The organism is Stenotrophomonas sp. YAU14D1_LEIMI4_1 (assembly GCF_003086815.1).
Classification (GTDB): Bacteria; Pseudomonadota; Gammaproteobacteria; order Xanthomonadales; family Xanthomonadaceae; genus Stenotrophomonas.
Genome location: NZ_CP025997.1, coordinates 108,784 through 128,638, shown reverse-complemented (window position 1 = coordinate 128,638; position 19,855 = coordinate 108,784). Strand labels below are relative to the sequence as shown.

At 69.4% G+C, this 19,855-nt stretch carries 14 protein-coding genes; 7 read left to right on the top strand and 7 right to left on the bottom strand.

The window, feature by feature from the left end; translation table 11 throughout:
* Positions 1-68 precede the first annotated feature (68 nt).
* Complete coding sequence (locus tag C1932_RS00505; protein ID WP_108760852.1) at positions 69-743, bottom strand: hypothetical protein; 675 nt, start codon at positions 741-743, stop codon at positions 69-71.
* A gap of 37 nt (positions 744-780) precedes the next feature.
* Positions 781-1,269 carry a hypothetical protein gene (locus C1932_RS00500; RefSeq protein ID WP_108760851.1) on the bottom strand — a complete coding sequence of 163 codons (489 nt, stop codon included), beginning with the start codon at positions 1,267-1,269 and terminating at the stop codon, positions 781-783.
* A 236-nt stretch (positions 1,270-1,505) separates the two neighbouring features.
* Between C1932_RS00500 and C1932_RS00495 the strand changes: the two genes are divergently transcribed.
* The 3 genes from C1932_RS00495 (at position 1,506) to C1932_RS00485 (ending at position 5,423) form a co-directional block, all read left to right on the top strand.
* Positions 1,506-3,995: a DEAD/DEAH box helicase gene (locus tag C1932_RS00495; protein ID WP_108751753.1), complete on the top strand. Its 2,490-nt coding sequence runs from the start codon at positions 1,506-1,508 to the stop codon at positions 3,993-3,995.
* Positions 3,992-5,014: a ribonuclease H-like domain-containing protein gene (locus tag C1932_RS00490; protein WP_108760850.1), complete on the top strand. Its 1,023-nt coding sequence runs from the start codon at positions 3,992-3,994 to the stop codon at positions 5,012-5,014. Before C1932_RS00495 ends, C1932_RS00490 begins: the two co-directional genes overlap by 4 nt.
* An 85-nt stretch (positions 5,015-5,099) precedes the next feature.
* Positions 5,100-5,423, top strand: a complete 324-nt coding sequence (locus tag C1932_RS00485; RefSeq protein ID WP_108760849.1) for an I78 family peptidase inhibitor — start codon at positions 5,100-5,102, stop codon at positions 5,421-5,423.
* Positions 5,424-5,495: 72 nt separating this feature from the next.
* On the opposite strand, the gene C1932_RS00480 is transcribed toward C1932_RS00485, so the two are convergent.
* From C1932_RS00480 to C1932_RS00470, 3 genes are all read right to left on the bottom strand, one after another.
* Positions 5,496-7,394: a M56 family metallopeptidase gene (locus C1932_RS00480; protein ID WP_108760848.1), complete on the bottom strand. Its 1,899-nt coding sequence runs from the start codon at positions 7,392-7,394 to the stop codon at positions 5,496-5,498.
* A gap of 3 nt (positions 7,395-7,397) precedes the next feature.
* Positions 7,398-7,784, bottom strand: a complete 387-nt coding sequence (locus C1932_RS00475) for a BlaI/MecI/CopY family transcriptional regulator (RefSeq protein WP_108751749.1) — start codon at positions 7,782-7,784, stop codon at positions 7,398-7,400.
* A gap of 163 nt (positions 7,785-7,947) precedes the next feature.
* Positions 7,948-9,054 carry an SDR family oxidoreductase gene (locus tag C1932_RS00470; protein ID WP_108760847.1) on the bottom strand — a complete coding sequence of 369 codons (1,107 nt, stop codon included), beginning with the start codon at positions 9,052-9,054 and terminating at the stop codon, positions 7,948-7,950.
* 197 nt (positions 9,055-9,251) lie between these two features.
* On the opposite strand from C1932_RS00470, the gene C1932_RS00465 reads away from it, so the two are divergent.
* A complete protein-coding gene (locus C1932_RS00465) occupies positions 9,252-9,596 on the top strand; it encodes a hypothetical protein (protein ID WP_108747990.1) in 345 nt (114 codons plus the stop codon).
* A 22-nt stretch (positions 9,597-9,618) separates the two neighbouring features.
* Here the strand turns inward: C1932_RS00465 and C1932_RS00460 are convergent, their stop codons facing one another.
* A complete protein-coding gene (locus tag C1932_RS00460; protein WP_108763301.1) occupies positions 9,619-10,683 on the bottom strand; it encodes a DNA topoisomerase IB in 1,065 nt (354 codons plus the stop codon).
* A 118-nt stretch (positions 10,684-10,801) separates the two neighbouring features.
* Here C1932_RS00460 and C1932_RS00455 point away from each other — a divergent pair, with 118 nt between their 5' ends.
* The 3 genes from C1932_RS00455 (at position 10,802) to C1932_RS00445 (ending at position 17,292) form a co-directional block, all read left to right on the top strand.
* A complete protein-coding gene (locus C1932_RS00455) occupies positions 10,802-11,191 on the top strand; it encodes an I78 family peptidase inhibitor (RefSeq protein ID WP_108760846.1) in 390 nt (129 codons plus the stop codon).
* A gap of 172 nt (positions 11,192-11,363) precedes the next feature.
* Complete coding sequence (gene gltB / locus C1932_RS00450; RefSeq protein ID WP_108760845.1) at positions 11,364-15,818, top strand: glutamate synthase large subunit; 4,455 nt, start codon at positions 11,364-11,366, stop codon at positions 15,816-15,818.
* Between the two features lie 28 nt (positions 15,819-15,846).
* A complete protein-coding gene (locus tag C1932_RS00445; RefSeq protein WP_108760844.1) occupies positions 15,847-17,292 on the top strand; it encodes an FAD-dependent oxidoreductase in 1,446 nt (481 codons plus the stop codon).
* On the opposite strand, the gene C1932_RS00440 is transcribed toward C1932_RS00445, so the two are convergent.
* A complete protein-coding gene (locus C1932_RS00440; RefSeq protein ID WP_234412231.1) occupies positions 17,278-19,740 on the bottom strand; it encodes a response regulator in 2,463 nt (820 codons plus the stop codon). The genes C1932_RS00445 and C1932_RS00440 overlap by 15 nt on opposite strands.
* Positions 19,741-19,855: the final 115 nt, after the last annotated feature.

Sequence of the window (19,855 nt, the reverse complement as noted above, 5' to 3'; positions counted from 1 at the left end):
CTCTGACCCCATCACGTGGATCGCAGACAGCATCCACGCATGGCGTGGATCTACCGGGGCCGGATCCCTCAGCGTTTTCCCGCGCGCCGGTACACCCCGTCGAACCGCACGTTCATGCCGCCACATTCGCTGTTGTCCGACACCACCAGCACATCGCCCAGCAGCTGCGCGTGCACGCTGCAGGTGTCCTCGACGAAATCCACCTGGCTTCCGCGCGGCGTGGCCGACGCGTTCACCGCACCGATGTGCGGCCCACCCGGCCGTTCTTCCAGCGACGGATTGGCCGACGGCCAGTAGGCATCGCCTTCCACCTGCAACTGGCTGCCACGCACGCGGATCTGCAGCCCGTTGTCGCCGTCCTTCCAGTCACCCGCCCATCCCTGCAGGGTCGGCGTCACCTGCGGCACGGGCTGCAGCTTGCTGCGATCCACCCACCCCGCGCTGCCGCCCACCTTGTTGGGGAAGAACGCGCAGCGGTATGCACCCAGGTCGCGGCCGGTCACCACCGTATCGCCACGCACCACGTAGCTGCGCTGGCGGCACGCGGCCTCACCCTTTTCCGGGCAGCCGTCCAGATCGCGCAGCAGGTACAGACGCGGCGTACCCACCACCGTGGCCACGGCGAAGTCCGACTGCTGCGAGGGGAAGGCGCCATTGCGGCATGAACCGTCGTCGGCCAGTTCGCTGGCCAGCGCCAACGACGGGCCGCACAGGGCAATCAGGAAAAGGGAACGCAGCAGCATCCAGGCAGCCTCGGAAAGAAAGACGGCAGGATAGCGCCTAGTCCTGTGGCGGTGCGCCACAGCCGTCCTGCTGCTGGCAGAACTGCAATGCGCGGCGCTGCTGGTCGGCACTCAGTTCCGGCGGTGGCCGTGCAATGGCCGACTGGATCTGGTCCGGGCCGCCGGTCAGCTTGTTCAACCCGCGGCCTGCGGCGAGCACGCCCTTGACCACACCCATCATGATGTAGCCCCCACCCAGGCTGACCTGCTCGGGCGTAGGCGGTTCCTGCCAGTCGCGGCTGAAGCGGTTGTCGCCGAACTTCACCGGGTTCTTGAAGCGGTACAGGTCCAGCGGCTGATCGTCTTCCGGCTTCAGCGCGCGTACTTCGCCCAGCGTGGTCACGCTGTCCTGCGCCGGTGAGGATGCTGGCGTTGTCTGCGCGGTGGTCTCGGCCGGCGGCGCAGGCAGCTGCTGCGCATGCGCGGTGACGGCCAGCATCATGCCGGCCAGAAGTGCTCCCTGCAGTGTCCGTCGTGCCACAGCCATTGCCCTGTCGGATGTGTCCAGTCTGCGAGCATACGCATGGTGGCTTCAGATTTTGTTGGCGAGCCGTGCAGGCGTTCAGTGTCAGGCGCGCTTCCAGGCGCGCTGCGCTGGGCTGGAAGACAGTGGCTGCGGGGCCCCGGCACTGAATGGTTTACTGCATCCCGGCCCGCGGTCTCACACCCTGAGACCCATCTGTGGTGCCATGTGACCCCTCGCAAATCGTCACCCCGCTTCCCATGGCCTACGAACTCGCCAAGCGCACTGCCGATGCCGAGCAGAAGCTCGCCACCCGCGATGGCCTGCCGGCGCGCGATGGCGCGCTGCTCAGCGCCCGCCTGCAGCGCCGCTACCACGACCGCATTACCGGCAGCTTCGCCATTCCCGGCCGCGAGGGCCGCTACGCGCCCATTCCCGAGTCGGTGCCGCCGGCCCTGGCCGCCGCGCTGAAGGCGCGCGGCATCGAGCAGCTGTACAGCCACCAGGCCGAAGCGTGGAATGCCAGCCAGCGCGGCGAACACGTGGCCATCGTCACCCCCACCGCCAGCGGCAAGTCGCTGTGCTACACCCTGCCGGTGGTCAGCGCGGCCATGCAGGACAAGGCCAAGGCGCTGTACCTGTTTCCGACCAAGGCGCTGGCCCAGGACCAGGTGGCCGAACTGCTGGAACTCAACCGCGCCGGCGACCTGGGCGTGAAGGCCTTCACCTTCGACGGCGACACCCCCGGCGATGCGCGCCAGGCCATCCGCCTGCACGGCGACATCGTGGTGTCCAACCCGGACATGCTGCACCAGGCCATCCTGCCGCACCACACCAAGTGGGCGCAGTTCTTCGAGAACCTGCGCTACATCGTCATCGACGAAGTGCACACCTACCGCGGTGTGTTCGGCAGCCACGTGACCAACGTGCTGCGCCGGCTCAAGCGCATCTGCGCGTTCTACGGCGTGCAACCGCAGTTCATCCTGTGCTCGGCCACCATCGGCAACCCGCAGGCGCATGCCGAAGCCCTCATCGAAGCCCCGGTCACCGCCATCACCGAATCGGGCGCGCCCAGCGGGCCCAAGCAGGTGCTGCTGTGGAACCCGCCGGTGATCAACCCGGACCTGGGCCTGCGGGCCTCGGCACGGTCGCAGAGCAACCGCATCGCCCGCATCGCGATCAAATCCGGGCTGAAGACCCTGGTGTTCGCGCAGACCCGGCTGATGGTGGAAGTGCTGACCAAGTACCTGAAGGACATCTTCGACCACGACCCGCGCAAGCCACCGCGCATCCGCGCCTACCGCGGCGGCTACCTGCCCACCGAGCGCCGCGAGACCGAACGGGCCATGCGTGCCGGCAACATCGACGGCATCGTCAGCACCTCGGCGCTGGAACTGGGCGTGGATATCGGCAGCCTGGACGTGGTGATCCTCAATGGCTACCCCGGCAGCGTGGCCGCCACCTGGCAGCGCTTCGGCCGCGCCGGTCGCCGCCAGCAACCCGCACTGGGGGTGATGGTGGCCAGCTCGCAGCCGCTGGACCAGTACGTGGTGCGCCATCCGGACTTCTTCGCCGAAGCCTCGCCCGAACACGCGCGCATCGCCCCGGACCAGCCGCTGATCCTGTTCGACCATATCCGCTGTGCCGCCTTCGAACTGCCGTTCCGGGTCGGCGATGGCTTCGGCCCGATCGATCCGGAAGTGTTCCTGGAAGCGCTGGCCGAAACCGAGGTGATCCACCGCGAAGGCGAGCGCTGGGAATGGATCGCCGACAGCTATCCGGCCAACGCGGTCAGTCTGCGCGCGGTGGCCGATGGCAACTTCGTGGTGGTCGACCGCAGCGATGGCCGCCAGCAGATCATCGCCGAAGTGGATTACTCCGCCGCCGCGCTCACCCTGTACGAAGGCGCCATCCACATGGTGCAGTCCACCCCGTACCAGGTGGAAACGCTGGACTGGGAAGGCCGCAAGGCCTACGTCACCCGCACCCACGTGGACTACTACACCGACAGCATCGACTTCACCAAGCTCAAGGTGCTGGACCGCTTCGACGGTGGCGTGGCCGGCCGCGGCGATTCGCACCATGGCGAAGTTCACGTGGTGCGCCGCGTGGCCGGCTACAAGAAGATCCGCTATTACACCCACGAGAACATCGGCTACGGGCCGGTGAACCTGCCCGACCAGGAACTGCACACCACGGCGGTGTGGTGGCAGTTGCCGCAGGCGCTGCTGCTGCGCGCCTTCGCCAGCAAGCAGGATGCGCTGGATGGTTTCCTCGGCGCGGCCTATGCGCTGCACATCGTCGCCACCGTGGCGGTGATGGCCGATGCGCGCGATCTGCAGAAATCGGTCGGCAATGGCGATGGTGCCTGGTTCGCGATTGCCGACCAGAGCGGCCGTGGCCAGCTGCGCGGCAGCAATGGCGATCCCGGCGTGGTGGAACTGCTGCAGGAATTCGTGCCCACCGTGTACCTGTACGACAACTTCCCCGGCGGCGTTGGCCTGAGTGAGCCGCTGTGGCAGCGCCAGGCCGAGCTGGTGCAGCGCGCGCGCGAACTGGTGCAGCGCTGCGACTGCAAGGCCGGTTGCCCGGCCTGCGTGGGCCCGGTGCTGGCCGCGCAGGAAGAGGACGAAACCTCGCCGCGTGCGCTGGCACTGCGCGTGCTGGACCTGTTCGATGCACACGCCTGCCAGCACGTGCCGGATGTGGTGGTGACCACGCGCGACCCGATGGAGCTGCTGGCGCCGTGAGCCTGAGCCTGGACAAACTGCGCCTGCTGCGCAGACAGGCCGGTGACCCGAAGGCGGGCACGCCGGCCGTGCCCGAGGCACCGCCCGCCGCACCGCCGCCGGTGGCCGCCAACGATGCACGGCAACCTGCGGCCGAACGTTCGGTGTTTGCGTGGGTGGAACAGGAGATCCGCCACAAGCCGACCGGCGCGGCCGCACCTGCCACGGCATCCGCACCGCTGCGTCGTCCGGAGGTGGGCAGCCTGCATCGCCTGCTCGGCCTGCGCACACGCGGGGGGGCTGCGCCAGCGCGCGCCAGCGCGCAGGATCGGCAACTGCCCGGCGAGGAAATCGCGCCGGGCCTGTTCCTGATCGAATCGCTGCAGCCACAGTCGATTCCGGCGCAGCCGCTGTCCTTGGACTTCGCCCGCCGCGATGGCCAGTACGTGGCCGCACGCGACCTGCTGTTCTTCGATACCGAAACCACCGGCCTGGCCGGCGGCACCGGCACCCGCGCCTTCATGATCGGCGCCGCGGACTGGCATGCCTGCCCGCAGCGCGGCGAAGGCCTGCGCATCCGCCAGCTGCTGATGTCCACGATGGCCGCCGAAGAGGCCATGCTGGCCACCTTCGCCGGCTGGCTGCAGCCGTCCACGGTGTTCTGCAGCTACAACGGCCGCAGCTACGACGCACCGCTGCTGAAGGCACGCTATCGCCTGGCCCGGCAGCGCGATCCGATCAGCGCGCTGGACCATGTAGACCTGCTGTATCCCACGCGCCGCCGTTATCGCGGCAGCTGGGAAAACTGCAAGTTGTCCACCATCGAACGCCAGCTGCTGCGGGTGGTGCGCGAGGACGACCTGCCCGGCTCGGAGGCACCCGGTGCGTGGCTGCGCTACCTGCGCGGTGGCGACGCCCTGAACCTGCGCCGGGTGGCCGACCACAACCACCAGGACGTGGTGACCCTGGCCCTGCTGCTGCAGCGGCTGGTGCGCGAGGAACAGCGCGAGCGCGAGACGCTGGCGCTGGTCGGGCAGTAACGCGGCGCGGATTCAGGCAGCGTTGACACAGCTGACACGCGCAGCAGCGACACTGCCGGTTATTCCATCCTGCGGAGTCGTGCCCATGCGTTCTTCTTCCCTGTTGCTGCTGGCCGCCATCCTGCCGTTGGCTGCCTGCAGCCACGCCGGCGGCAACAGCACCACCGATACCGGCAGCCTGCCGGCCAAGGTGTCCGATGGCCCGCAGGAGTGCCGTCCCGAAGCGCTGGAAGCGTTCACCGGCAAGACCGCCGATGAGGCCACCATCAAGAAGCTGGTGGCCGACAGCGGCGCGCGCAACGCGCGGGTGGTGAAGCCGGGCATGGCGGTCACCATGGACTTCCGCCAGGACCGGGTCACCGTGCAGGTGGACGCGCAGAACAGGATCGAGCGCGCCAGCTGCGGTTGATGTAATCGCGCCAGCGCTACCGGACGCGATCGATCCGGTAGCGCCGGGCCATGCCCGGCGAGCGAAGCGGTCCTACAGCTGCTGGGCCTTGCCGCTGGCCATGGCGCGGGCGATCACCTGCTTCACCTGCGCCGACGCCTGCGCCTGCAACTTGGCCTGGCGTTCGCCCAGTTCGGCCTGCTGGCTGCCCAGCGCGGACTGGCGCAGGCCCAGCTGGGCCTGCAGGTCGGCCAGCTCGCTGATGTCGCGGCTGCGTGTGTCCTGCAGGTCCTGCATGGCACGACGCACTTCGGCATCGGCCGCGCGGGCAATCGCGGCATCGTCGGTCACACCGCGTGTCGCCCGTGCCGCCTCGGCCGCAGCCTCACGGTTGATGTCGGTGGCGCGCACGGACTTGCTGGCCGCCTGCGTCGCCACGCGGGCGATTTCACGCGCATGTACCGCCTGCCTGCGGCCCAACTCGCCCTGCTGGCGCCCCAGCGCGCCCTGCTCGCGGCCCAGTTCACCCTGCTGCCGGCCCACTTCCGCCGATTGCGCGTAGACGCGCTGCAGCGGTTGGATCAGCGCCGGGTCACGCACGGCGTAGCGCTTGTTGCCCTCGCGGAACCACAGCACCGGACCTTCGCGGCCGACGTCGCGGCGGGCCTGCTTGATGTCGTCGATGGTGGCGCTGGCGTAGCTGCGGCCGTGGTCGATCAACACGTGGCCACGCTCCATGTCGTTGCCCAGGTGCAGCTGGCCGACGGTGGTGAAGCTGTCGTCATCGTCTTCATCGACCGGCGGGGCCGGCGGTGCGGGCGGCGCGGCGGGAGCGGCCGGCGGTGCCGGCACGGCGGGCAGCGCGCGCGCCGGGGCGGCAGGCGCCTTTGGTGCAGCGGGCGCCACTACCGCAGCCGGCGGCGACGGCGGGGCGGGCGGTGCCGGCGGCACCGGGGCAGCCACCAGCTGCATCGGCGCCACGCTCAGCGCCAGTACCAGGGTGGTCAGCGCGGCCGCCAACACGCGTGGGCAGGACCGGCGCGGCTGCAGCGAAAGCAGGCGGCGCTTCAGGCTGGTGGTGCTGGGTGCAGCGCTGGCCACGCCCAGATGCGGCGCGGGTGCCACACCCAGCTGCAGCAGCAGGCGGCCATAGGCATGGCGGCTGGCACCGTGCTGGCCGACCACCGCCGCATCCACCGCTTCCTCGCGGGCCTGGGCATATTCGCGCACGGCCATGCGCAGCAGCGGATGGAAGAAGAACAGATGCTGGGCCAGGGCCGGCAGCAGCCCCCACTGCAGGTCGCGGCGCTGCAGGTGCTGCAGCTCGTGGGTCAGCGCCAGGTCCAGCGCGTCGCCCTGCAGCGCATTGGCACCGGCGGGCAGCAGCAGCACCGGGCGCAGCGGCCCGACCAGCTGCGGTGCGTCCACCTGCGCGCTCATCCACAGGCGCGGTGCACGGCGCAGGCCATGGGCATCGGCCGCCAGTTGCAGCGCCTGCACCAGGGCGGCGTCTTCGCAGGGGTGCGCGGCGGCCAGCAGCGCGCGGCACTGCCGCCATTCGCCGAAGGTGCGCCACGCCATCAGCAGCACGCCGGACAACCACAGCGCGGCCAGCGCCAGTGCCCACACGGCCAGCGGCGATGCGCCGGTACCGATGGACGCGGCGATGTCGTGGGTCTGGTCGATCGGCGCGGCGGCCAGCAGCTGCGCCGACGCTTCGGGCGCAAGCGGATAGATCGCATCGGCGGCCAGGTCGGTGGTGGTCATCGCCACCCCGGCAGGAGCCGGCAGCCAGGGCAGCTGCAGCGGTTGGCTCCAGGCCAGGCCGAACACGGCCTGCAGCGACACCAGCCACCACAGGCGGCAGCGCGTGGCCGCCGACAGCGACGGCAGCCGCTTGCACACCAGATACACCAGCCCCACCAGCAGGGCAGTCTGCAGGCTGGTCCAGCCCAGCCGTTCCAGCAACGCGATCAGCATCGTGGTATCCATGGCTCAGCCCTCGTGGCGACGCGATTGAAGTTCGGCGACCAGCGCTTCCAGCTCGGCCAGTTCGTTGTCACTGACCTGCTGGCGCTGCGACAGATAGGCCACGAACGGCGACACCGAACCCTGCAGGGTGTTGTCGACGAACTGGGCCACCGCGCCCTGCAGCACGCTTTCCGGGCCACGGGTGGCCTGGTAGCGGTAGACACCGTCCTGTTGTTGGCGCTGAAGATACCCCTTCGCGCGCAGGCGCTCCATCATGGTCAGCACGGTGGAACGGGCCAGCCCGCGGGCCTCGCCGTAACCACTGGCGACCTCGCCGACGCTGGCCGGCGCATGTTCATCGATGTACTGCAGCAGGGCCAGTTCCTGGTCCCCGATGGTCTTGCCGCGCATGACACCACTCCATTGACTACACGTGTAGTTACTGTCGGCGTGACGACACGTGTAGTCAACCCCCCGGAAGTCATGGGCCGACGAACGGTAGGGGGAGTGAGCGGGGTCAGATCCCTTTCGCTTGCAGAAGGGATCTGACCCCATGCGTCAACGTTGGTATTCGCTAGCCGCGCGGCCCGCCCATCACCGGCAGGATCGCGCCGCTGATGTAGCTGGCGCACGCGGGCGACGCCAGAAACACATACGCCGGCGACAGCTCCTCCGGCTGCGCGGGCCGGCCCATGTCGCTGTCCTTGCCGAATTCGGCCACGTCCTGCGCCTGCTTGTCGGCCGGGTTCAGCGGTGTCCACACCGGCCCCGGCGCCACGCAGTTCACCCGGATGCCACGCGGCAGCAGTTGGCTGGCCAACGCCTTGGTGAAGGCATGGATCGCGCCCTTGGTGGCCGAATAGTCGATCAAGGCCTTGCTGCCGAAGATGCCCGTTTCCGAACCCGTATTGATGATGCTGGCGCCTTCGCCCAGGTGCGGCAGCACCGCGCGCGCCATCTGGATGTAACCGCCGATGTTGGTCTGCAGGGTTTCCTGCAGGTGGGCGTCTTCCAGGTCTTCCAGACGCTGGCAATGCAGCTGGAACGCGGCGTTGTTGACCAGGATGTCGATGCCTCCGAAGGCTTTGGCCACCTGCTTCACCGCCTTGTTGCAGAAGCGCGGATCGCGCACGTCGCCGGCGATCACCACACAGCGACCGCCTTCGCGTTCCACATGCTGGCGGGTCACGTCCGCATCCTCGGCCTCGTCCAGATGCAGCACCGCCACATCGGCGCCTTCGCGGGCGAACAGCACCGCCACCGCGCGACCGATGCCGGAGTCACCGCCGGTGATGATCGCGCGCATGCCCTGCAGTTTGCCGCTGCCCACGTAGTCGGGGGCGAGGAAGCGCGGCGCCAGTTCCAGCGCATGTTCGTGGCCGGGCTTGGGCAGATGCTGGGCCGGCATGGTTTCCGGCTGCTTGCGCGTGCCGGCCTGGGTGGCCGTCTTCTTCGCCGCCTTCTTGGTGGCGCGCGCATCCTTGGCCTTCTCCTGGTCCTGCAGCCGCCGCTGCCGCGACGCCACGCGGGCCGCACGCGGATCGCTGGCGGCGGCCTTGCGGGTGGCGGTCTTCACCACGCGCGGGCGATCGCTGTCGGCAACCGGCTTCGTCGCGGTGCTGCCTTTGCGCACTTTGGGCGATGCCTTGCGGCGGGCGGGCAATGTCTTGGTCGTGGCCATGCAGGTCTCCTCGGGAGGGAAAGGGGCCGCCAGCCGAAGGCCGGCGCTACCGGGGGCGGCGGGCGCCGCTCGTGCAGTGTCCCTACCGGGGCGGTTGGGCGCAGTGAGTGCGTTGTATCCATCGCGTGCACGGCTTCATTCCGCCACCACGCCTGTCGTCGCACCCTGCGGCAACGACACACATCAGGAACGTCCCCATGAAGCACGCCATTGCCACCGCCGCCGTCTGCTTCGCCCTGGCGGCCTGCAGCAGCAGTCCGGTCGCCCAGATCCAGCCCATCGACGGCGTGATTTCCGGCCAGTGCCACACCGACATGGTGCGCGGCGCGGTGGGGCTGGCTGCCTCTGACATGACCGTCGAACGCGCCCGCGTGGACAGCGACAGCCTGAACGTGCAGGTCACCCGTGGCAGTCGCGAACACAGCGGCAACACGGCCAGTGGCAATGCCGATCCGGCGGCGGGCGCGGCAAGCGAAGGCGGTGATCGCCTGACCATCGAGACCGGGCGCACCAACAACATCACCGCCATTTATTGCGGGTAACAGCCGTCGAGCAAGCTCGACGCTACGGGGCCCTCGCGCCTCCCCGCCGGGCCAACCGCCGTGCCCGGCGCAGCACTTTCAGCGTGGCCTGTTCCCACTGCCGCGGGCCGCGCAGGCCGGCCAGCGAGGCCAGCTCGCCGCGCTCCCAGCCGGCAAACACGCACGGGTCGATATAGGCCTTGCGGCACACGGCCGGCGTGTTTCCCAGCCGGGCCGCTACCTGGCAGACGACCTCGCGCTGCGCCTTGGCCAGCGCACGCTGGCTGGCCGGTTCGGGCAGTTCGGTGGCGGCGAACGCCTGCACCGCCGCCAGCGTGCCGCCCCAGGTGCGGAAATCCTTGGCGGTGAAGTCTTCGCCCATCACCTCGCGCAGGTAGTCGTTCACCGCGCCGGAATCCACCGGCTGCAGCGCGCCGTCGTCATCGCGGTACTGGAACAGCGCCTGCCCGGGCAGCTGCTGGATGCCGCGCACCAGCGTGCCCAGGCGCCGATCGCCCACCACCACCTCGTGCAACTGCCCCGATTTGCCCCGGAAGCGCATGCGCACGCGGCCACCGCGCAGCAGGTCCAGGTGGCGGTTGCGCAGCGTGGTCAGCCCGTAGGATTTGTTTTCCTGCGCATAGCTTTCGTTGCCCACCCGCACCAAGGTATCGGCCAGCAGGGCCACCACCACCGCCAGCACCTTGTCGCGCGGGAAGCCGGGCTGCTTCAGGTCGCGCGCCAGGCGCCGGCGAAGGGCCGGCAGCGCTTCGCCGAAGGCGATGACGCGGTCGAACTTGCCGGCGTCGCGCACGGCGGCCCAGTCGGCGTGGTAGCGGTATTGCTTGCGGCCGCGCGCATCGCGGCCGGTGGCCTGCAGGTGGCCGTTGGCATGGGCGCAGATCCACACCGCGGTGTAGGCCGGCGGAATGGCCAGCGCGCGGATGCGCTGCAGCGTGGCGGCGTCGCGCAGCGCGTGGCCGTCTGCATCGCGGTAGCTGAAACCCTTGCCGGCGCGGCGCCGGCTGATGCCCGGCTGGGTGTCATCGACATAGCGCAGGCCGGCGGCGCGTGCGGCCTGGCGTTCGGGGGTGGGGGCGTTGGGCATGGCTGGCAGCATGGCCAGCGCCGTGCAGCCGACGCGTCAATAACGCAAGACAAACACGTGAGGGTGGGTTCGCGGCTATGCTCGGGGCATACCCTTCCATCCCTTTCTGGAGTCATTGATGTCGTTCCCGATCCGCGCCCGATCCCTGTCCGCCCTGCTGCTGCCGGCCGTGCTGGCCTTGACCGCCTGCCAGGCGCCGTCGATGGACGAGCAGGATGCGGCGACCGCCCATGCCCAGCAGGCCGCCGAAGCGGCCAAGGCCCCGGCCGATGAAGCCGGCAAGGCCACCGAAGCGCCGCCGGCCGGCACCTGCGATGCCAGCCAGGTGCAGAGCCTGGTCGGCCAGCCCTACACCGATGCGGTGGGCAAGCAGGCCCAGGAAGATGCCGGCGCCAGCCAGGTGCGCGTGCTCAAGCCCAACGACGTGGCCACCATGGAATTCCTGGGTGATCGCCTGAATGTGGAAGTGGACGCCAAGGACGTGGTGAGCGGCGTTCGCTGCGGCTGAAAAACCCCTGCGCTGGCAGGCACTTGCCAGCGCGTTGGTTGCACGCGCAACCGTGTGTTGCGGCGTTGCAGCAGCTGTGATCTAGTCGAGGCATCCGGTGGCCTCACGATGCGCTCCAGGGAATGAGCGGGCACGAGTGTCCCCGCTCATTTCATTTCGCATCGAGGTAGAGATGGCCCCCCGCAACCGCCAAGGGCTTTACGACCCGCGCTCCGAGCGCGATGCCTGTGGATTCGGCATGGTCGCCCAGCTTGACGACCAGCCTTCGCGTCTGCTGGTCGACACCGCCATTGCCGCGCTCTCGCGCATGACCCACCGCGGCGGCGTCGCCGCTGACGGCCTGACCGGCGACGGCTGCGGCCTGCTGCTGCGCCGCCCCGATGCCTTCCTGAAACTGCTGGCCAGCGAGGCCGGCATCGCCATCGGCGCACGCTTCACCGCCGGCCTGGTGTTCCTACCGCACGATGAAGCGGCCGCCCAGGCCTGCCGCGCGCAGCTGCAACAGCAGATCGAAGCGGTGGGCTGCAAGGTGGCCGGCTGGCGCCTGGTGCCAACCGACGACAGCGTGTGCGGCCAGCTGGCGCGCGACACGCTGCCGCGCATCGAACAGGTGTTCGTCGATGCCGGTGTCGGCCAGGACGATGCCGGATTCGCGCTGGCCCTGTTCCTGGCCCGCCGCCGCAGCGAACAGCAGCTGCGCGAGCACGCCGATTTCTACGTCACCACGCTCACCCCGAACGCGATCAGCTACAAGGGGATGGTGCTGCCGGACAAGCTCAGCCGGTTCTACACCGATCTGCAGCGGCGCGAACTGGCCTCCAGCGCGATCGTGTTCCACCAGCGCTTTTCCACCAACACGCTGCCGCGCTGGCCGCTGGCGCACCCGTTCCGCATGCTCGCCCACAACGGCGAGATCAACACCATCGAAGGCAACCGGCGCTGGGCGCAGGCGCGCAGCAAGGTGTGGAAGACCCCGCGCTTTGATATCGCCGAGTTCGATCCGGTCATTTCCATGCACGGCTCGGATTCGCAGAGCCTGGACAACATGCTGGAACTGATGGTGTCCGGAGGCATGGAGCTGATCCAGGCGCTGCGCATCCTGGTGCCGCCGGCCACCCAGTCGCTGGAATTCAAGGACCCGGACCTGGCCGCGTTCTACGAGTTCTACGGCCTGAACAGCGAACCCTGGGACGGCCCGGCCGGCATCGTTGCCTGCGACAGCCGCTACGCGGTCTGTACCCTGGACCGCAACGGCCTGCGCCCGGCGCGCTGGATGCTGACCGCCGACCGCCACTTCCTGGTCGCTTCCGAAGCCGGTGTGTGGGAAGTGCCCACCGAGCGCGTGGTGCGCAAGGGCAAGCTGGGGCCGGGCGAGATGATCGCCATCGACCTCAAGCGCGGCGACCTGCTCGATTCGGAAGCCATCGACCGCATCAACCGCGGCCGCGCGCCGTACAAGCAGTGGCTGCAGCAGGGTGTGACCTACCTGCAGACCGAACTGATCGATCCGTCGCTGGTGGAAGAGCCCTTCGACGAAGGCACCCTGCGCAGCTACCACAAGCTGTACCAGCTCAGCAGCGAAGAAGTGGAGCAGGTGCTGCGGCCGCTGGCCGAAACCGAGCAGGAAGCCACCGGCTCGATGGGCGATGACACGCCGATGGCGGTGCTGAGCCAGCGCAGCCGTCCGCTCTACGACTACTTCCGCCAGGCCTTCGCGCAGGTCACCAACCCGCCCATCGATCCGCTGCGCGAAGACTGCGCGATGTCCCTGTCCACCCAGCTGGGCAAGGAGACCAACATCTTCCATGCCGGCCCGGAGACGGTGAACCACGTCATCCTGAATTCGCCGGTGCTGAGCCAGCGCAAGCTGCGGCAGCTGCTGAAGATGGACCAGTACGTGCAGGCCAACCGCCTGCTGGATCTGTCCTACAGCGAAGACGAGGGCCTGCGCGCCGGCATCGAACGCATCTGCAGCGAGGCCGAACAGGCCGCCCGCGAGGGCATGGTGATGCTGCTGCTGTCCGACCGTTACCCGGTGGCCGGGCGGCCGATGGTGCACGCGCTGCTGGCCACCAGTGCCATCCACCACCACCTCTCGCGCCTGGGCCTGCGCTGCGACGTCAACCTGATCGTCGAAACCGGCACCGCGCGCGACCCGCACCACATGGCCTGCCTGCTCGGCTTCGGCGCCACCGCGGTGTACCCGTATCTGGCCTACCAGACCCTGTTCGACCTGGGCCGGCGCGGCATCCTCAAGCTCAGCAAGGGCGGCGAGCAGTCGCAGATCGGCCGCCGCTACCGCAAGGGCGTCTACAAGGGCCTGTCGAAGATCATTTCGAAGATGGGCATCTGTACCGTGGCCAGTTACCGCGGCGCGCAGCTGTTCGAGATCATCGGCCTGGAACCGGAGGTGGTCGAGCTGTGCTTCCCCGATACCGCCTCGCGCATCGGCGGCGCTGGCTTCGCGCGCCTGGACGCCGACGCCCGCGAGCTGTGCGCGCAGGCCTGGGATGCACAGCAGGGCGTGGATGTAGGCGGCCTGCTGAAGTACGTACACGGCGGCGAGTACCACATGTACAACCCGGACGTGGTGACCACCCTGCAGCGCGCGGCGCGCAGCGGTGACCCACGTGCCTGGCAGCAGTACTGCGATGCGGTGCACGCACGGCCGCCGTCGGCACTGCGCGACCTGCTGGAACTGGTACCGGCTGCTGCGCCGACGCCGCTGGACGAGGTGGCCCCGGCCAGCGAACTGTTCCCGCGCTTCGATACCGCTGCCATCAGCCTGGGCGCACTCTCGCCCGAGGCACACGAAGCGCTGGCCATCGCCATGAACCGCCTCGGCGGCCGCAGCAATTCCGGCGAAGGTGGCGAAGATCCCGCGCGCTACGGCACGCAGCGGCGCAGCAAGATCAAGCAGGTGGCCTCGGGCCGCTTCGGCGTCACCGCCGAATACCTGGTCAATGCCGAGGTGCTGCAGATCAAGGTCGCGCAGGGCGCCAAGCCAGGCGAAGGCGGCCAGTTGCCCGGGCACAAGGTCAACGAACTGATCGCGCGGCTGCGCTACGCCAAGCCGGGTATCGGCCTGATCTCGCCGCCGCCGCACCACGACATCTATTCCATCGAAGACCTGGCCCAGCTGATCTACGACCTGAAGCAGGTGAACCCCACCGCGCTGGTGTCGGTGAAGCTGGTCAGCCATGCCGGCGTGGGCACGATTGCCGCCGGCGTGGTCAAGGCCGGCGCCGACCTGATCACCATTTCCGGCCATGACGGCGGCACCGGTGCATCCCCGGTCAGCTCGATCCGCTATGCCGGCGTGCCGTGGGAACTGGGCGTGGCCGAAGCGCACCAGGCGCTGCTGGCCAACGACCTGCGCGGGCGCACCCTGCTGCAGACCGACGGTGGCCTGAAGACCGGCCTGGACGTGGTGAAGGCCGCACTGCTGGGTGCGGACAGCTTCGGCTTCGGCACCGCGCCGATGATCGTGCTGGGCTGCAAGTACCTGCGCATCTGCCACCTCAACAACTGCGCCACCGGCGTGGCCACCCAGGATGATCGCCTGCGCGAAAACCACTTCACCGGCCAGCCCGAGCGCGTGGAGAACTTCTTCCGCCTGCTGGCCGAGGAAGTGCGTGGCTGGCTGTCCTACCTGGGCGCGCGTTCGCTGGAAGAGATCGTCGGCCGCACCGACCTGCTGCGGCAGATCGACGCGGCACCGCGCGAGGGCGTGCGCGTGGACCTGTCGCGCCTGCTGGCCGACGCCCGTTACGAAGGCAGCCACTGCGCCGCCCAGCGCCTGTACGAATCGCCGGACAGCCTGGCCACGCAGATGGACGGCCTGCTGGCCCAGGCCATCGAAGAGAAGCGCGGCGGCGAACACCGCTTCCTGATCCACAACACCGACCGCAGCATCGGCACCCGCCTGGCCGGCGCGGTGGCACGCGTGCACGGCAACCAGGGCATGGCCGAATCGCCGCTGGAACTGCGCTTCCGCGGCAGTGCCGGGCAGAGCTTCGGTGCGTTCAACGTTGGCGGCCTGCACTTGGAAGTGGAAGGCGAAGCCAACGACTACGTGGGCAAGGGCATGGCCGGCGGCCGCCTGGTAGTGCGCCCGCCGCGCGGCGCGCGCTTCGAGGCACGCAGCACCGCCATCATCGGCAACACCTGCCTGTATGGCGCCACCGGCGGCGAACTGTTTGCTGCTGGCCGCGCCGGCGAACGCTTCGCCGTGCGCAATTCCGGCGCGCTGGCCGTTGTGGAAGGGGCCGGTGACCACTGCTGCGAATACATGACCGACGGCGTGGTGCTGGTACTGGGCAAGGTCGGCCTGAACTTCGGCGCCGGCTTCACCGGCGGCCTGGCCTACGTGCTGGACGTGGATCGCGATTTCGTCGACCGCTACAACCACGAGCTGATCGACATCCACCGCGTGTCCGCCGAAGGCTTCGAGAACTACCGCCAGCACCTGCACCGCCTGATCGGCCGCCACCGCGAGCTGACCGGCAGCATCTGGGCGCAGCAGATCATGGATGAGTTCCGCGATTACATCGGCAAGTTCTGGCTGGTCAAACCCAAGGCCGCCAGCATCGAGTCGCTGACCGAAACCCTGCGCCGCGCCGCCTGAGCGCGCGCACTGCACTGCCGAGACGATCATGAGCCGCAAGCACGCTTTCCAGTTCCTCGACCTGCCCCGCACCATGCCGCAGCGCATTCCCGTGGAACTGCGCACCTCCGGCGACTGGGGTGAGCTGTACGGAAAATTCGGCAAGGAAGACGCCCAGTACCAGGCCGGCCGCTGCCTGGACTGCGGCAACCCCTACTGCAGCTGGAAGTGCCCGGTGCACAACGCCATTCCGCAGTGGCTGCAGCTGGTGCAGGAAAACCGCATCCACGAAGCGGCCACGCTGTGCCACAGCACCAACCCGCTGCCGGAAGTGTGTGGCCGGGTGTGCCCGCAGGACCGCCTGTGCGAAGGCAGCTGCACGCTGGAGGAATTCGGCGCGGTCACCATTGGCGCAGTCGAGAAGTACATCGTCGATACTGCGCTGGCCACCGGCTGGCGCCCCGATCTGGAAGCGGTGCAGCCCACCGGCCACAGCGTGGCGGTGATCGGCGCCGGCCCGGCCGGCCTGGCCTGCGCCGACCGCCTGGCCCGCGCCGGCATTGCCGCGGTGGTCTATGACCGCTACGAGCAGATTGGTGGCCTGCTGCAGTTCGGTATTCCCAGCTTCAAGCTGGACAAGGATGTGATCCACCGCCGCCGCGAAGTGCTGGAGGGCATGGGCGTGCAGTTCCGGCTGGGCGTGGAGATCGGCCGCGATATCAGTGTGCAGCAGCTGCTGGACAGCCATGACGCGGTGTTCGTCGGCACCGGTGCGTACCGCTACACCGACGGTGGCCTGGTCGGCCAGGACCTGAAGGGCGTGCTGCCGGCGCTGCCGTTCCTGGTGCAGAACAGCCGCATTGTCAGCGGCGATGACCCCAAGGGCCGGCCGATTGCCGGCTGGGAAGACACCATTGCCCTGCCCGATCTGAACGGCAAGCGCGTGGTCGTGCTGGGCGGCGGCGATACCGGCATGGACTGCGTGCGCAGTGCCGTGCGCCTGGGTGCGGCCAAGGTCACCTGCGCCTACCGCCGCGACGAAGCGAACATGCCGGGCAGCGCGCGCGAAGTAGCCAATGCACGCGAAGAGGGCGTGCGCTTCCTGTTCAACCGCCAGCCGCTGTCGATCGAAGCCGGTGCCGACGATGAAGTGATCGGCGTGACCGTGGTCGAGACCCGCTTGGGCGAACCCGATGCCAACGGCCGCCAGAATGCGGTGCCGATCGATGGCAGCGAATCGCTGCTGGAAGCGGACGTGGTGATCATCGCGTTCGGCTTCTCGCCGACCCTGCCAGCGTGGCTGTCCGAGCACGGCGTGGAAGGCCAGTCCAACGGCCGCATCGTCGCCGGTGGCAAGCATCGCCTGCCGTACCAGACCGCACACCCGCGCCTGTTCGCCGGTGGCGACGCGGTGCGCGGCGCAGACCTGGTGGTGACCGCCGTGGCCGAAGGGCGCGACGCGGCCGCCAGCATTGTGCGGCTACTGGCCAGCTGAGACCGTCGTGCCAGACTGAAGCGGCGTGGCCAGCAGTTCGGCCACGGCCGCGTGCAGGTCATGCGCCGCCACCGGCTTGGCCAGGAAGCGGTCCATGCCGGCGTCGTGGCAGGCCTGGCGGGTACTGGCCAGCACGCTGGCACTGAGCGCGATGATCGGCACCCGCGCCGCACCCGGGCGGGGGTCGGCGCGGATCGCCCGGGCCAGCGCGAAACCATCCATGCCCGGCATCTGGCAGTCGGTGACGACCAGCGCGAAGGTTTGCGCCTGCCAGGCCCTCCAGGCCTGCGCACCATCGGCCACGGCCTGCACCCGCAACCCGTGGCCGCGCAGGCGGTTCACCAGCAGCTGGCGGTTGGTGGGATGGTCCTCGGCCACCAGCACATCGACGCTGGGCAGCGGCTGCGACGGCTCCGGCAACGCAGGTACCGGCAGCGCTGCGGGCGGCGTGCAGGCGGGCAGCCACAGGTCCAGCCACAGCGTGCTGCCCTGCCCCACGCGGCTGCGCAGCTGCAGCTGCCCCCCCATGGTGGCGGCCAGCTCGTGGCAGATCGCCAGACCCAGACCGCTGCCGCCGAACCGGCGCGAGGTGGACGCATCGGCCTGGGTATAGGCGCTGAACACTGCCTGCTGTCGCGCCGGGCTGATGCCGACCCCGGTGTCGGCCACCTGCAGCCGCACCTGCTGGCCATCGCCCTGCTGCGGTGATGTCCGCGGCAGCACCTGCACGCGCAGTTCCACGCCACCGTGCAGGGTGAACTTCAGCGCGTTGCCGACCAGGTTCATCAGGATCTGGCGCAGGCGCAGCGCATCCACCCACGAACCGGGCTGCAGGGCAGGATCCACTTCGCAGCGCAGGTACAGGCCCTTGCTTGCCGCCAGCGGCGCCAACAGCCGCTGCACGCCCAGCAACAGGGCGCGCAGGTCGGTGGGCTGGGGCGCCAGCGCCGCCGCTTGCGGTTGCAAGCGCTGGCCGTCCAGCACGTCGTCCAGGATCTGCCGCAGCATCGTGGCGGCCTCGTCCAGGCTGCACAGCGCCTGCTGCTGACGACCATCGAGCGCGGTGCTGCCCAGTTGTTCCAGCAGGCCCAGCAAGGTGCTCATCGGCGTGCGGATCTGGTGGCTCATCGTGGCCAGGAAATGGGTCTTGGCCAGCGCGCCCTGCTCGGCCTCCTGGCGTGCGTCTTCCAAGGCACGCGCCCGGTCGTGGGCGTCGGTCACGTCCATCCAGTAGCCGGTCCATTCCATGTCGCCGGTCTGCTCGCCACGCACGGCCATCGGCTGCGCACGCGAGCGCACCCAACGCCAGCCACGCCGGCCGCGGCTGCGGAAGCTGACATCGATCGGGCCACGCACCAGGGCGGCGGCATCGACATGTGCCAGCACCCGCGCACGGTCGTCCGGATGCACGGCGGCCATCAGCTGCGCATGATCGATGCGCGCGGTATCCACGCTGACCCCGAACAGGGCATGCACGTCGCCGGCAATGTGCGGCACGCTGTAGAAACCGCTGCTGCTGCGGCGGGCGCGGAACACCACCGCAGGCAGGCTGGCGGTGACATCCAGCAGCCGCTGTTCCAGCCGCTGCCGTTGCAGCCCTTCGCGGTGCAGGCGCCAGAACCCGTAGGCATGCACCAGCGCCAGGGCCAGTGCAGCCAGCAGCGTAGGCACCAGCCAGCGCAGCGCCCGCTGTGGCGGCGGCCGCGCTTGCGCCTGCAGCGGCGTCCAGCGCGCCAGCGCCTCGGCCTGCGCGGCAGGCGACGGCTCCTGCAGCAGCGGTGCATGGCGGGCCAGCCGCGCTGCGCATTCGGGCACGGTGGCCATGACCAGCGCATCGCTGAAGCCGGCCGGTGCGGCCACCCGCAGCACATCGCCGTAGAACTGCAGTGCGGCGCTGGCTTCGGCCAGGTTCACCACCACCGCATCCACCCGCCCTTCCACCAGCAGGTCGAAGGCCTTGTCCACCGGCGCTGGCGGCAGCAGCAGGGTGTCCGGGGCTTGTTCGCGCAGGTGGCGGGCCAGCGGTTGCCGCTCGGGACTGGCGACCGTGGCGCCCTGCAGATCGCCCAGCCCCAGGACTGGACGCGCACCCCGCAGGCGCACGATTACCTGCGGCACCTGCAGGTAGCTGTGGCTGCTGACCCAGCCTGCCGGCACCTGCGCACGCGGCCAGCCCAGGATGGCTTGGGTACCGGCGGGCAGCTGGCCCGCAGACAGCGCGGCGGCCGGCACCGGCCTGGCCTGCACGCTGGGATCGTGCTGCTGCAGGGCCTGCAGGTACGTGGCCAGCACGCCGGCGGGCTGGCCCTCATGCACCATCGACAGGGGTGGACGATCGGCCGGATAGGCCACTGACCATGGACCCTGGCACGCATCCGTAGCGTAGGCGGCGGGCATCGCGGCCAGCATGGCCAGCATGGCCCGGGCCGCACGGCCGGCAACGATCACGTTGGCATCCTCTCTGGCGCGGGCAAGCAGGCAGCGAAACCGCTCGGTGCCCTGCCGTCACGCTAGCGACTGGGATCGGCATAACAATGAGGAAACTTGCAAAAGCCGCTCTAGC